Source organism: Pseudomonas sp. DF11 (assembly GCF_058148565.1).
Map to the genome: position 1 here is coordinate 90,940 of NZ_JBYVYN010000004.1, position 13,220 is coordinate 104,159.

Below are 13,220 nucleotides of genomic sequence, written 5' to 3' on the forward strand. Positions count from 1 at the left end.
TCATTGGGTCTCAATGGGTCTGGCCGTGCCACGGCACCAGTTTGCGTTGCAGGGCGCGCAAGCCCATTTCCATGGCGAAGGCGATCAGTGCGATCACCAAGATCCCCAGCACCACCACATCGGTGACCAGGAACTGCGCCGCTGACTGAACCATGAACCCCAGGCCACTGGTGGCGGCAATCAGCTCGGCGGCCACCAGGGTCGACCAACCCACGCCCAGGCCAATGCGAATGCCGGTGAGGATGTCCGGCAGGGCGCTGGGCACGATCACATGGCGGATCAACTGGGCCCGCGTTGCACCCAACGATTGCGCGGCGCGCAACTTGGCCCGGTCGACGGTGCGCACACCCGTGGCAGTGGCGATGGCAATCGGGGCGAAGATTGCCAGGTAGATCAACAGCACCTTCGACAACTCACCGATGCCGCACCAGATCACGATCAACGGCAGGTAGGCCAACGGTGGAATCGGCCGGTAGAACTCGATCAACGGATCGAGCACGCCGCGCGCGATGCGGTTGGCACCAATGGCGATGCCTACCGGCACCGCCGTCAGTACCGCGAACAGCAGGCCCAGGCCGATACGTTCAAGGCTTGCGGCCAAGTGCTGCCAGAGGGTGGAGTCCATGTAACCGCTGGTCGCCAGCAGCCAGCCCTTTTGCAGTACGGCAGACGGTGAGGGCAGGAACAGCGGTTCGATCAGGCCACTGGCGGTGACGGCCCACCAGATCGCCAGCAGCGCGATCAGGGTAAAACCACTGATCCAGCGCGTACTCAGGCTGGGTCTCGGGTCGATGGCCGTGCGCTGGGGCGCCGCGTCACTGGCCACGGCTGGAATTTCGTAGCTGCTCATCATGCGCGCTCCTGTAGTCGAGTGGCGCTGCGTTGGGCGAACACCTTGGCGAGTACATGCTCGCGGGTTTCGATAAAACGCGGGTCGGACTTGATCGACCGCGCCGATTCCCCGGCTCCGTAGCGCTGGCCGAAATCCAGGCTCAGGCGCTCGACGACTTGCCCCGGGTTCGGCGCCAACAGGATCAAGTCAGTGGCGAGGAATACGGCTTCTTCAATGTCATGGGTAATCAGGAACACTGGTTTGGCGGTGCGCTGCCAGACCTGCAGCAACAGTTCCTGCATCTGCTCGCGGGTGAAAGCGTCCAGCGCACCAAAAGGTTCGTCCATCAACAGCACGCGAGGGTCGGCCGCCAATGCCCGGGCCAGGCCAACACGCTGCTTCTGGCCGCCGGAGAGCTGCCAGACGCGGCGTTGCTCGAAACCGGCCAGGTCCACCAGGGCAAGCATTTCCCGAGCCCGGGCCTCACGTTTTTGCTTGGCGACCCCCGCCAGTTCCAGGCCGAACCCAACGTTTGCCAGCACGTCCTGCCAAGGCAGCAATGCATCGTCCTGGAACACCACGCCGCGTTCGGCACTGGGTCCCTTGACCGGTACGCCGTCCAGGGTGATATGCCCGGCGCTGGGTTCGACGAACCCGGCGATCAGGTTCAACAGCGATGTCTTGCCACTGCCGGACGGGCCAAGGGCAACCAGCAGTTGCTTGGGGCCCAGGGTCAGGGAAATGTCCGCCAGCACGGGTTCCGTCGCGCCGGGGTACTGTGCGCTGATGCGCTCCAGCTGTAGCAAGGCCATCGCGTGTCTCCCTTTTTTCGATCAACGAGTGATGTATTTGGCGCTGACGTAAGGTGCGTAGTCCGGCAGCACGGCTTCGACTTTGCCTTGCTCCTTGAGGAACGCCGCGGTATCGGTGATGGCCTGGGTGGTCGGTGCACCGAGGCTCACGACCTGATCGGCTGCCAGCGGGAACACGTTGCCTTGCAGCAACAGCGGGATATCGCTGGCCTTGGCGCCGGAGAGCTTCACCAGTTTGTCGACGTTGGACGCATCGGCCAGCCACGCCTGTGGATCCTTGCGGTACTGGGCGTAGGCGTCCAGGGTGACTTTGGCGAACGCGGTAACGATTTCAGGATGCTTCTGGGCGAAGTCCTTGCGCACGATCCAGGCGTCGAAGGTCGGTGCGCCGAACTTGGCCAGTTCCGCAGACGTGATCAGCACCTTGCCGTTCTCCTTGGCCACGCCCAAGGCTGGATCCCAGACGTAGGTGGCGTCGATGTCGCCGCGCTTCCAGGCGGCGATGATGGCCGGTGGCGCGAGATTGAGGATGGTGACTTTCGACGGGTCGATGTTCCAGTGCTTCAACGCGGCGAGCAGGCTGTAGTGCCCAGTGGACACGAATGGCACGGCGATTTTCTTGCCGATCAGGTCTTGCGGGGAGTTGATGCCGGAACTGTCACGAACCACCAAGGCTTCGGCGGCGCCGATCTGGGTGGCGATGAGGAAGGTTTCCACCGGGACTTTGCGGGTGATGGCTGCGGTCAACGGGCTGGAGCCGAGATAGCCGATCTGTACATCGCCCGAGGCGATGGCGGTGATGACATCGGCACCGTTGTCGAACTTGCGCCAGTCGATCTTGGCTTGGGTGGCTTTTTCATAGGCGCCATCGGCCTGGGCGACTTTGGCCGGGTCGACGGTGGTCTGGTAGGCAACGGTCAGGTCCGCTGCCTGGGCAAAAAAACTGGTGACGGCCAGGGAGGCGGCCGCGAGAAGGCGAAGGGGAAAACGCAAAGTCATGGGAAAGCTCCTCAACAGGCCACCGGAGATTCGGCGTTGGAGGAGACTAAATGATCTAAGAATTCAAAAATAAATAACTTTTTCGAATTAGCTTATTTGCGAAAATTTCTATGCGGGGAGCAAGAAATGGGAGATGACCACAGCTTTTGTGGCGAGGGGATAAATCCTCTCGCCACAAAAGCTGCATTTCCACCCGGGAGCTATGGGAGTGTCCGGTCAGTTACTGATCGCCAGGATGCTTGCCTGATACGAACCCACGAACACATCGAAATCCCCCACCTCGTTCTGCTCCAGCTCAGTTTGCTGAACCAGGGATTCACGGGCGGCTTCTTCGAATGTGGCCTGCTCCTGGGCAGGCAACGGCTCGGCCCGGAAGAACTCGGCGTGGGCCTTGCTTTGGCGCAGGGAGAACTGGGCGAAGCTTTCCTGATGCTCGGCCATGGCGGCCAGCACCTGGGCGGAGGGCGTCAGGGACGGATCACGGACCTTCGCCAGTTGCGCGTCCAAGGCCTGGCGGTGGGCGTCGCCACCGTGGCTCTGGTCGAGCAGCGAGGCCAGCGGTGCGATTTTTTCCAGCAGTTCGACGGCCCACGCCTGCATGTCCACCGCTTGGCCGTGGCGTTGCAATTGCAGGCCCGGCTTGCGACCTTCCTTGACCACCGTCAGGAAGTTGCTCGTGGCGTTGCCGCACTCGTTGTTTTCCAGTTGCGGACTGTCGTTGAGGCCGCAATACAGCAGGAATGCATCGAGGAATCGAGATTCGGTGAGGTCGATGCCCATCGGCAGGAACGGGTTGATGTCCAGGCAACGCACTTCGACGTACTGGATACCCCGGGCCATCAAGGCCTGGATCGGCCGCTCGCCGGTGTAGGTCACGCGTTTGGGGCGGATGTTGGAGTAGTACTCGTTTTCGATCTGCAAGATGTTGGTATTGAGCTGCACCCACTCGCCGTTCTGGTGAGTGCCGACTTCGACGTAGGGCGCGTAGGGTGTCGCCACCGCTTTGCGCAGGCTGTCGGTGTAGCTCGCCAGGTCGTTGTAGCAAGGCGTGAGGCCGGCCTGGGCGTTGCTCTGGTAACCCAGGTCGCTCATGCGCAGGCTGGTGGCGTAGGGCAGGTACAAGGTGTCTGGATCCAGTTGTTCCAACTGGTGCGGGCGACCTCGCAGGAAACCGACATCCAGGGCTGGCGAGGCGCCGAACAGGTACATCAGCAACCAGCTGTAGCGACGGAAATTACGGATCAGCGCGATGTAGGACGAAGACTGGAAGTCACGGTCGCTCACGTCGGCTGCTTCGTTCTGCCGAAGCAGCGGCCAGAGCTTTTCCGGCAGGGAAAAGTTGTAGTGGATCCCGGCAATGCATTGCATGGTCTTGCCATAGCGCAGGGCCAGGCCCTTGCGGTAGACGTACTTGAGTCGACCGATATTCGAGGTGCCGTAATACGCAATCGGGATGTCCTCTTCCGCTGGCAGCGGGCACGGCATCGAGGGGCTCCACAGGTATTCGTCACCGAGTTTGCTGTAGGCAAACCGGTGGATCTTGTCGAGGCTGCGCAGGGTATCGGCCGGGTCGGCCAGGGCCGGGGTGATGAACTCCAGCAGCGACTCGGAATAGTCGGTGGTGATCTGTTCGTTGGTCAGTGCCGAACCCAGGGCCTTGGGATGCGGGGTCTGCGCCAGGTGGCCATCGTCCGTGACGCGCAGGCATTCACGCTCGATGCCATGCAGGCATTGTTCGAGCAGGGAGAGGTTGGCGCGCTCGCCGAGCAGGGCCAGGCGGCGGTTTAAAAGGTCGCTCAAGTTGAATTCCTTCACGCGTCAGTCGCCCCAATATGGGGGTGGGCAAGACGGTCTACAAGGGTGAAGTTAAAACTGGCGTTTTCGCCTGGTTTTCATGCGGCCAAGGACGAGTCACCTCAACCCTCTGTGGGAGCGAGCCTGCTCGCGATAGCGGTGGAGCAGTCAATATCGAGCTGACTGATATACCGCTATCGCGAGCAGGCTCGCTCCCACAAGGGGTATCGATGCCGCATTCATGGCGTCGAAATTACCCCAAATCGATGACGGGGAGCTATAGGACAGCGAACGTGCCTTGCGCTTTTGCGACCAGCTTGTCGCCTTGCATCACCTCGGCCTCGACCACCAGTGTGCGTCGGCCGGGGTGGATGACCCGGGCGGTGCACAGCACTTCACCGTCGGACACGGCGCGAATGTAATTGATCTTGCATTCGATGGTCGCGCTCTGCTGGTCAAAGCCGTGGACACTGGAGCAGGCCAGGCCCATGGCGATGTCCACCAGGCTGAACAGCGCGCCGCCATGCAGCTTGTTGCCACGGTTGCGCAACGGCGGCTCGAGGCCCAGGGCGACTTGCGCCACCCCGTCCCCCAGGCTGTGCAGACGGCAGCCGAGCAGCTTGAAAAACGCGCTTTCCACCAACCCGGCCGGCACGTCCATCAGCGTTTCTTCAACTGCTTGGCGTTGGCGAACAACGAAGCCATGGCGTTGTTCGTCGGGGCCGCGGTGGCGGTTTCCTTGCGCGGCGCGGTGTTCTGCGACTGACGCGGGGTCGAGCCCGGACGAGCCCCACGGGCACCGTCGACTTTTTCGCCGGGCGTGTCGCTCATGCGCATCGACAGGCCGACGCGTTTGCGCGGGATGTCGACTTCCATGACCTTCACTTTCACCACGTCACCGGCTTTCACGGCTTCGCGCGGGTCCTTGATGAATTTCTCCGACAGGGCCGAGATGTGCACCAAGCCGTCCTGGTGCACGCCGATGTCGACGAAGGCACCGAAGTTGGTGACGTTGGTCACCACGCCTTCGAGGATCATGCCCGGTTGCAGGTCCTTGAGGTCTTCGACGCCGTCCTGGAACTCGGCGGTCTTGAACTCGGGGCGTGGGTCGCGGCCGGGTTTCTCCAATTCCTGGAGGATGTCGGTCACGGTCGGCAGGCCGAAGGTTTCGTCGGTGAATTTTTTCGGGTCCAGGCGCTTGAGGAACGCGGCGTCGCCGATCAGCGAACGGATGTCGCGGTCGGTCTGGGCGGCGATGCGCTGCACCAGCGGGTAGGCTTCAGGGTGGACGGCCGAGGAGTCCAGCGGGTTGTCACCGTTCATGACACGTAGGAACCCGGCGGCCTGCTCGAAGGTTTTCTCGCCCAGGCGCGGGACTTTCTTCAACGCGGCGCGGGTCTTGAATGCACCGTGTTCGTCGCGGTGGGTGACGATGTTCTGCGCCAGCGTGGCATTGAGGCCCGAGATACGTGCCAACAGCGCCACCGAAGCGGTGTTCACGTCCACGCCCACGGCGTTCACGCAATCCTCCACTACGGCGTCCAGGCCACGAGCCAGTTTCAACTGGGAAACGTCGTGCTGGTACTGGCCGACACCGATGGATTTCGGATCGATCTTCACCAACTCCGCCAGCGGATCTTGCAGGCGTCGGGCGATGGACACCGCGCCACGGATCGACACGTCCAGGTCCGGGAATTCCTTGGAGGCCAGTTCCGACGCCGAATAAACCGAAGCGCCGGCTTCGGAGACCATGACCTTGGTCATCTTCATGGCTGGGTATTTCTTGATCAGCTCGGCGGCCAGTTTGTCGGTCTCGCGGCTGGCGGTGCCGTTGCCGATGGCGATCAGGTCCACCGAATGCTTGGCGCACAGGGCGGCGAGCACGGCGAGGGTCTGGTCCCATTTGTTGTGTGGCACGTGCGGGTAAACCGTCGCGTGGTCCAGCAGCTTGCCGGTGGAGTCCACCACCGCCACCTTGCAACCGGTGCGCAGGCCCGGGTCCAGGCCGAGGGTGGCACGTGGGCCGGCTGGAGCGGCCAGCAGCAGGTCGTGCAGGTTGTGGGCGAAGACGTTGATCGCCTCGGTCTCGGCGTTGTCGCGCAATTCACCCAGCAGGTCGGTTTCCAGGTGAGTGTAGAGCTTGACCTTCCAGGTCCAGCGCACCACCTCGGCCAGCCATTTGTCGGCAGCGCGGTTCTGGTTCTGGATGCCGAACTGTTGGCCGATCATGCCTTCGCACGGGTGCATGGTGCCGGGCAATTCTTCACCGACCTTCAGTGCGGAACTGAGAATGCCTTCGTTGCGACCACGGAAAATCGCTAATGCGCGGTGTGACGGCACGCTTTTGAGCGGTTCGTCGTGTTCGAAGTAGTCGCGGAACTTCGCGCCTTCCTCTTCCTTGCCGGCGATCACCCGGGCGCTGAGGATGGCTTCCTGTTTGAGGAAGTTGCGCAGTTTTTCCAACAGGTTGGCGTCTTCGGCGAAACGCTCCATGAGGATGTACTTGGCGCCTTCCAGCGCCGCTTTTACGTCCGCCACGCCTTTTTCGGGATCGACGAAGCGCGCGGCTTCGGTTTCCGGAGTCAGGGTCGGGTCGTTGAACAGGCCGTCGGCCAACTCGCCGAGGCCGGCCTCCAGGGCGATCTGGCCCTTGGTGCGGCGTTTTTGCTTGTAGGGCAGGTACAAGTCTTCGAGACGGGTCTTGGTGTCGGCCAGCTTGATGTCGCGCTCAAGTTGCGGAGTCAGCTTGCCCTGCTCCTGGATGCTGGCCAGGATGCTGATACGCCGTTCGTCGAGTTCTCGCAGGTAGCGCAAGCGCTCTTCCAGATGCCGCAATTGGGTGTCATCGAGGCTGCCGGTCACTTCTTTCCGGTAACGGGCGATGAAAGGCACCGTGGAGCCTTCATCGAGTAGCGCGACGGCCGCTTCGACCTGTTGTGGGCGTACACCGAGTTCCTCGGCGATGCGGCTGTTGATGCTGTCCATAAAACCACCTGACAAATTGTGAAATCAGGCTCGCCACCACAGAAACCGGGCTCGGCGAGACTGGTTGAGCGGCCTGGCATGCGCCGCTGCCTGGGTCAAAAGGCTGCCTGTTGACCCGCGAAATTCAAAAAGTGCTGCCTGGCCAAGGAGAAAAGATGGCACCCCGGGGGTCACGATCCGACATTCCCAGGCACAAAGGGCCGCGCATTATAACCAGCGTTGCGCCTTGAGGGGGGGACATGGTCTGTAGGCTCGATACCCGGATTTGTGGAGATAGAGGAAAAATCTGCTAACAATGCACACGGTGCGTATAACGGCAGCTAGGCCATAATGCGCGCCGAGATCAAAGGAGCTTCCTATGAGCAGCACTGCACAAACTGCTGAAGGCGAAAAAATTCTTATCGTTGACGACGATCCGGGGCTGAGCAGCTTGCTGGAACGTTTTTTCGTCAGCAAGGGCTACCGCGCCCGCACCGTACCGAACACCGAGCAGATGGATCGACTGCTGGCCCGTGAAGTTTTCAACCTGGTGGTGCTCGACCTGATGCTGCCCGGTGAAGACGGCCTGACAGCCTGCCGCCGCCTGCGCGGCGCCAACAACCAGATCCCGATCATCATGCTTACCGCCAAGGGCGACGAGCTGAGCCGTATCAAGGGGCTGGAACTGGGCGCCGACGATTACCTGGCCAAGCCGTTCAACCCTGACGAGCTGATGGCCCGCGTCAAGGCGGTACTGCGTCGCCAGTCGGCGCCGGTACCTGGCGCGCCGGGCAGCGAAGACGAAAGCGTGACCTTCGGCGACTATGAGCTGTCCCTGGCCACTCGTGAGCTCAAGCGCGGCGATGAGGTGCACATGCTCACCACGGGTGAGTTCGCCGTGCTCAAGGCCCTGGTGATGAACGCCCGCCAGCCGCTGACCCGGGACAAGCTGATGAACCTGGCCCGTGGTCGTGAATGGGATGCGCTGGAGCGCTCCATCGACGTGCAGATTTCCCGTCTGCGCCGGATGATCGAGCCCGATCCTTCCAAGCCGCGGTATATCCAGACGGTCTGGGGTGTGGGCTACGTGTTCGTGCCGGATGGCGCCGCCGGTAAGTGATCGGCGATTTGTAGGAGCGGGTGGCCTGGTCGGTTGAAATGTGTTCTTCCAGGCGACTCGCGGTCTGTCATGTGCGAGCATCGCTCGCTCCTGCAAGTGTGTAGCGGTTATTCATGAAAACCCCCGTTTGGTTCCCCCAGAGTTTCTTCTCTCGCACCCTCTGGCTGGTGCTGATCGTCGTGCTCTTCTCCAAGGCACTGACGCTGGTGTACCTGCTGATGAACGAAGACGTTCTCGTGGACCGGCAGTACAGCCACGGCGTGGCCCTGACCCTGCGGGCTTATTGGGCGGCGGATGAAACCAACCGAGCGAAAATCGCCGAGGCGGCGACGCTGATCCGCGTCGTCGGTGCCGGTGTGCCGGAGGGGGAGCAGCATTGGCCCTACAGCGAGATCTATCAACGCCAGATGCAGGCCGAACTGGGCGCCGATACCGAGGTGAGATTGCGCATGCACTCGCCGCCGGCGCTTTGGGTGCGGGCCCCGAGCCTGGGGGATGGCTGGTTGAAAGTGCCGCTGTATCCGCATCCGCTGCGCGGCCAGAAAATCTGGAACGTGCTCGGCTGGTTCCTGGCCATCGGCCTGTTGTCGACGGCATCGGCCTGGATTTTCGTCAGCCAGCTCAACCAACCGTTGAAACGCCTGGTCTACGCGGCCCGCCAATTGGGCCAGGGTCGCAGCGTGCGGCTGCCCATCAGCGATACACCCAGTGAGATGACCGAGGTCTATCGCGCCTTCAACCAGATGGCCGAGGACGTCGAGCAAGCCGGGCGGGAACGCGAACTGATGCTCGCCGGCGTGTCCCATGACTTGCGCACCCCGCTGACCCGGCTACGGTTGTCCCTGGAGTTGATGGGCGAACACACCGACCTGACGGACGAGATGGTCCGCGACATCGAGGACATGGACGCGATTCTCGACCAGTTCCTGGCCTTCATTCGCGACGGTCGTGATGAGTCCGTGGAAGAGGTGGACCTCAGTGAGTTGGTGCGGGAAGTGGCCGCGCCCTATAACCAGAACGATGAGAAAGTGCACTTGCGCCTGGAACCTATCCAGCCGTTCCCGTTGCGCCGCGTGTCGATGAAGCGCTTGCTGAACAACCTGATCGGCAACGCCCTGAACCATGCTGGCACCGGCGTTGAAGTGGCAGCCTATGTCTCCGGTGACACCAGTGCGCCTTACGTGGTGTTGAGTGTCATGGACCGTGGCGCTGGCATCGATCCCTCGGAGCTGGAGGCCATCTTCAACCCCTTCACCCGCGGCGATCGCGCCCGGGGCGGCAAGGGTACGGGGTTGGGCCTGGCCATCGTCAAGCGCATCGCCTCGATGCACGGCGGCAATGTCGAACTGCGCAACCGCGTTGGCGGCGGACTGGAAGCGCGGGTGCGCTTGCCGTTGGGGTTGATGTTGCCGCGGGATGCGGTGTAGCGATCCCAGTCTGGCTGAGACCCGTGGAAGAGCCTGTGGGAGCGAGCCTGCTCGCGATGGCGGTATATCAGTCACATCGATGCTGACGGACCCACCGCTATCGCGAGCAGGCTCGCTCCCACAGTTGTTGTTCTGACTTAGCCTTTACCCTTGGTCCGGGTCATGTTCGGCCCACCATTCTTTTCCAGGTGCTCGATGATGATCCCCGCCACGTTCTTGCTGGTGGTGGTCTCGATGCCTTCCAGGCCTGGCGAGGAGTTCACCTCCATCACCAGCGGCCCGTGATTGGAGCGCAGGATGTCCACGCCGGCCACGGCCAGGCCCATGACTTTTGCCGCGCGCAGGGCGGTCATGCGCTCTTCCGGGGTGATCTTGATCAGGCTGGCACTGCCGCCGCGATGCAGGTTGGAGCGAAACTCACCGGGCTTGGCCTGGCGTTTCATCGAGGCAATCACCTTGTCGCCGACCACGAAGCAGCGGATGTCCGCGCCACCGGCTTCCTTGATGTATTCCTGGACCATGATGTTCTGCTTCAGGCCCATGAACGCTTCGATCACCGACTCCGCCGCCGTTGCGGTTTCACACAAGACCACGCCGATGCCCTGGGTGCCTTCCAGCACCTTGATCACCAGAGGTGCGCCGTTGACCATCGCAATCAGGTCGGGAATGTCGTCGGGAGAGTGGGCAAAACCGGTTACCGGCAGGCCGATCCCGCGCCGTGACAGCAACTGCAGGGAGCGCAGCTTGTCCCGGGAGCGGGCGATGGCCACCGACTCGTTGAGGGGAAACACGCCCATCATTTCGAACTGGCGCAATACGGCGCAGCCATAGAACGTCACCGATGCGCCGATGCGCGGAATCACCGCATCGAAGCCTTCCAGTGGTTTGCCACGGTAATGGATCTGCGGCTTGTGGCTGGCGATGTTCATGTAGGCGCGCAGGGTATCGATCACCACCATTTCATGGCCTCGTTCGGTCCCGGCTTCAACCAGGCGACGAGTGGAATACAGACGCGGATTACGCGACAGCACAGCGATCTTCATGCAACACCTGTGGCAGAGGTAGTGGACACCGGGAATGCCGGCTTGTCTTGAACGTATTTGGTACCCGGATTGACCACCAGTTGGCCGTCGATCAAGGCTTTGGAACCCAGCAACAGGCGATATCGCATGGATTTGCGGCAGGCAAGGGTGAACTCGACCCGCCAGATCCGATCACCCAGCGCCAACGTGGTGCTGATCACGTAGCGGACCTGAGCGTGGCCGTTGGAACTCTTTATGGTCTTGCGGGCCACCAGCGGAGCTTCGCAGCGACGATGGCGCAACTGCACCACGGTGCCGAGGTGCGCAGTGAAGCGTACCCACTTTTCGCCATCGCGCTCGAACGGCTCGATGTCGGTGGCATGCAGGCTGGAAGTGCTGGCACCGGTGTCGATTTTCGCCCGCAGGCCCACGACTCCCAGATCCGGGAGCGCCACCCACTCGCGCAGACCGACAACGGTCAAATGGTCAAAAGTCTTCAATAAAAAAACCTGCGATCAGTACATCGGATCGTGGACTCCGCGAATCGCGGTATTCACGCAGAATAATCACAAAATGGCGACAGTTATCTACGCACTTGTTTGCGCTTGTAACCGATTCCGACCCAAGCGATGCGCATGGCGTCAGTTTTGGCGGGCATTCTATCTGTCGCGTCGGATTCGTGCGCTCGACAAAAACGGTAGTACAGTTCCGGCTATTGGCAGAAAGAGGAATTGCAGTGGCACAAAAAAACGCAGAGGACGACAAGGTCCGTCTCGATAAATGGTTGTGGGCGGCGCGCTTCTACAAGACGCGGGCCCTGGCCAAGACCGCCATCGAAAGCGGCAAGGTCCATCACCGGGGAGAACGTTGCAAGCCGGGCAAGGAACCGCGTATCGGCGATGAGTTTGTCATCCGCACCGGGTTCGATGAAAAGACCGTGGTGGTCGAGGCCCTGTCGATCGTGCGTCGCGGCGCGCCTGAAGCGCAGGCCCTGTATCGCGAAACCGAAGCCAGCATCGCCAAGCGCGAAGCCGCCGCCGCGCAACGCAAGGCCGGCGCCCTGGGCGTCAGCACCGATGGCAAGCCAAGCAAGAAGCAGCGCCGGGACCTGTTCAAGTTTCATGGCAGCAATAGCGAATAAAGCACTGGCCATTTGAGGTCAGAGTACCCGGGTGTCAGGCCTACACATTCAGATGAGTTGGCGGCGCCTTCCCGTCAGGCCAGCCCAAGCCTTGCTTGGAACCCACCCCGAATGCCCATAAAATGCCCGCCATCATTTGTCATCACCGCAGATACCAGACCCTATGACTGATTTACCGGATACCGACTACACCCAACGTTTCATCTTCGATGACAGCGACGCCCGTGGCGAGCTGGTGGCGTTGGAGCGTAGCTACGCCGAAGTCCTCGCCAAGCACCCCTATCCGGAGCCGGTCGCGCAACTGCTCGGCGAGCTGATGGCGGCTGCGGCGCTGCTGGTGGGCACCTTGAAGTTCGATGGCTTGCTGATTCTCCAGGCACGTTCCGAAGGGCCGGTCCCGCTGCTGATGATCGAATGTTCCAGCGAACGTGAGATCCGTGGCCTGGCCCGTTATCACGCCGAGCAGATCGCGCCCGACGCGACCCTGGCCGACATGATGCCCAATGGCGTACTGGCCCTGACGGTCGACCCGACCCAGGGCAAGCGTTACCAGGGCATCGTCGATCTCGACGGCGCGACCCTGGCTGAATGCTTCACCAACTACTTCGTCATGTCCCAGCAGACCAATACCCGCTTCTGGCTCTACGCCGACGGGCGGCGCGCTCGCGGTTTGCTGCTGCAACAGCTGCCCGCCGATCGCCTGCGCGACCCGGAAGAACGTGACGCCAGTTGGCAGCACATTACCGCTCTGGCCAGCACCCTGAGCGCCGATGAGCTGTTGAGCCTGGACAACGAAACCGTGCTGCATCGCCTCTATCACGAGGAGCAGGTACGCCTGTTCGACGGCCAGCCGTTGCGCTTCCAATGCAGTTGCTCTCGTGAACGTTCCGGCAATGCGCTGGTCAGTCTGGGTCTGGAAGATGCGCAGCAACTGGTGATCGAGCATGGCGGCGCCATCGAGATCGATTGCCAGTTTTGCAACGAGCGCTACCTGTTCGACGCGGCGGACATCGCTCAATTGTTCGCCGGTGCGGGTGTCGACACACCGTCAGATACTCGTCACTAAAACGGTTCAGCGCAGGTAAATCTCCTGGCAAACGCCGGATTTA

The 13,220-nt window shown here is 61.8% G+C and carries 12 protein-coding genes; 4 read left to right on the top strand and 8 right to left on the bottom strand.

All coding sequences use genetic code 11. From position 1 onward, the window contains the following. Positions 1-10 precede the first annotated feature (10 nt). The 6 genes from tauC to AC30D9_RS13960 form a co-directional block, all read right to left on the bottom strand. A complete protein-coding gene (gene tauC / locus AC30D9_RS13935) occupies positions 11-850 on the bottom strand; it encodes a taurine ABC transporter permease TauC (RefSeq protein WP_134922410.1) in 840 nt (279 codons plus the stop codon). Further along, positions 850-1,644, bottom strand: coding sequence for a taurine ABC transporter ATP-binding subunit (gene tauB, locus AC30D9_RS13940; RefSeq protein WP_490144233.1), 795 nt, complete (start codon positions 1,642-1,644; stop codon positions 850-852). The genes tauC and tauB overlap by 1 nt, the downstream gene beginning before the upstream one ends. 21 nt (positions 1,645-1,665) lie before the next feature. Next, a complete protein-coding gene (gene tauA, locus AC30D9_RS13945) occupies positions 1,666-2,643 on the bottom strand; it encodes a taurine ABC transporter substrate-binding protein (RefSeq protein WP_307573380.1) in 978 nt (325 codons plus the stop codon). Positions 2,644-2,859: 216 nt separating this feature from the next. Then, a complete protein-coding gene (gshA, locus tag AC30D9_RS13950) occupies positions 2,860-4,443 on the bottom strand; it encodes a glutamate--cysteine ligase (protein ID WP_307573382.1) in 1,584 nt (527 codons plus the stop codon). A gap of 271 nt (positions 4,444-4,714) precedes the next feature. Further along, positions 4,715-5,098: a PaaI family thioesterase gene (locus AC30D9_RS13955; protein WP_109751919.1), complete on the bottom strand. Its 384-nt coding sequence runs from the start codon at positions 5,096-5,098 to the stop codon at positions 4,715-4,717. Next, positions 5,098-7,422, bottom strand: coding sequence for a Tex family protein (locus tag AC30D9_RS13960; protein WP_490144234.1), 2,325 nt, complete (start codon positions 7,420-7,422; stop codon positions 5,098-5,100). The genes AC30D9_RS13955 and AC30D9_RS13960 overlap by 1 nt, the downstream gene beginning before the upstream one ends. Before the next feature lie 358 nt (positions 7,423-7,780). Between AC30D9_RS13960 and ompR the strand changes: the two genes are divergently transcribed. Further along, positions 7,781-8,521, top strand: a complete 741-nt coding sequence (gene ompR, locus AC30D9_RS13965; protein WP_134922415.1) for an osmolarity response regulator transcription factor OmpR — start codon at positions 7,781-7,783, stop codon at positions 8,519-8,521. A gap of 113 nt (positions 8,522-8,634) precedes the next feature. Beyond that, positions 8,635-9,948: an ATP-binding protein gene (locus AC30D9_RS13970; RefSeq protein WP_003196694.1), complete on the top strand. Its 1,314-nt coding sequence runs from the start codon at positions 8,635-8,637 to the stop codon at positions 9,946-9,948. 137 nt (positions 9,949-10,085) lie between these two features. Here the strand turns inward: AC30D9_RS13970 and rimK are convergent, their stop codons facing one another. Both rimK and rimB read right to left on the bottom strand, forming a co-directional pair. Continuing rightward, positions 10,086-10,991, bottom strand: coding sequence for a 30S ribosomal protein S6--L-glutamate ligase (rimK, locus tag AC30D9_RS13975; RefSeq protein WP_003196697.1), 906 nt, complete (start codon positions 10,989-10,991; stop codon positions 10,086-10,088). Next, positions 10,988-11,470 carry a retropepsin-like aspartic endopeptidase RimB gene (gene rimB / locus AC30D9_RS13980; protein WP_109751921.1) on the bottom strand — a complete coding sequence of 161 codons (483 nt, stop codon included), beginning with the start codon at positions 11,468-11,470 and terminating at the stop codon, positions 10,988-10,990. The genes rimK and rimB overlap by 4 nt, the downstream gene beginning before the upstream one ends. A 236-nt stretch (positions 11,471-11,706) precedes the next feature. Between rimB and AC30D9_RS13985 the strand changes: the two genes are divergently transcribed. Both AC30D9_RS13985 and hslO read left to right on the top strand, forming a co-directional pair. Next, complete coding sequence (locus AC30D9_RS13985) at positions 11,707-12,111, top strand: RNA-binding S4 domain-containing protein (protein ID WP_109752348.1); 405 nt, start codon at positions 11,707-11,709, stop codon at positions 12,109-12,111. Between the two features lie 163 nt (positions 12,112-12,274). Then, the gene (gene hslO / locus AC30D9_RS13990) at positions 12,275-13,177 is read left to right on the top strand and encodes an Hsp33 family molecular chaperone HslO (RefSeq protein ID WP_134922416.1); all 903 of its coding nucleotides are present in this window, start codon (positions 12,275-12,277) and stop codon (positions 13,175-13,177) included. Positions 13,178-13,220 lie beyond the last annotated feature (43 nt).

Excerpts from the sequence above, each read along its gene's own strand:
- AC30D9_RS13960 (WP_490144234.1), bottom strand. The coding sequence starts at position 7,422 with ATGGACAGCATCAACAGCCGCATCGCCGAGGAACTCGGTGTACGCCCA.
- hslO (WP_134922416.1), top strand. The coding sequence starts at position 12,275 with ATGACTGATTTACCGGATACCGACTACACCCAACGTTTCATCTTCGAT.
- AC30D9_RS13970 (WP_003196694.1), top strand. The coding sequence starts at position 8,635 with ATGAAAACCCCCGTTTGGTTCCCCCAGAGTTTCTTCTCTCGCACCCTC.
- ompR (WP_134922415.1), top strand. The coding sequence starts at position 7,781 with ATGAGCAGCACTGCACAAACTGCTGAAGGCGAAAAAATTCTTATCGTT.
- tauC (WP_134922410.1), bottom strand. The coding sequence starts at position 850 with ATGAGCAGCTACGAAATTCCAGCCGTGGCCAGTGACGCGGCGCCCCAG.
- AC30D9_RS13955 (WP_109751919.1), bottom strand. The coding sequence starts at position 5,098 with ATGGACGTGCCGGCCGGGTTGGTGGAAAGCGCGTTTTTCAAGCTGCTC.
- tauB (WP_490144233.1), bottom strand. The coding sequence starts at position 1,644 with ATGGCCTTGCTACAGCTGGAGCGCATCAGCGCACAGTACCCCGGCGCG.
- rimK (WP_003196697.1), bottom strand. The coding sequence starts at position 10,991 with ATGAAGATCGCTGTGCTGTCGCGTAATCCGCGTCTGTATTCCACTCGT.
- tauA (WP_307573380.1), bottom strand. The coding sequence starts at position 2,643 with ATGACTTTGCGTTTTCCCCTTCGCCTTCTCGCGGCCGCCTCCCTGGCC.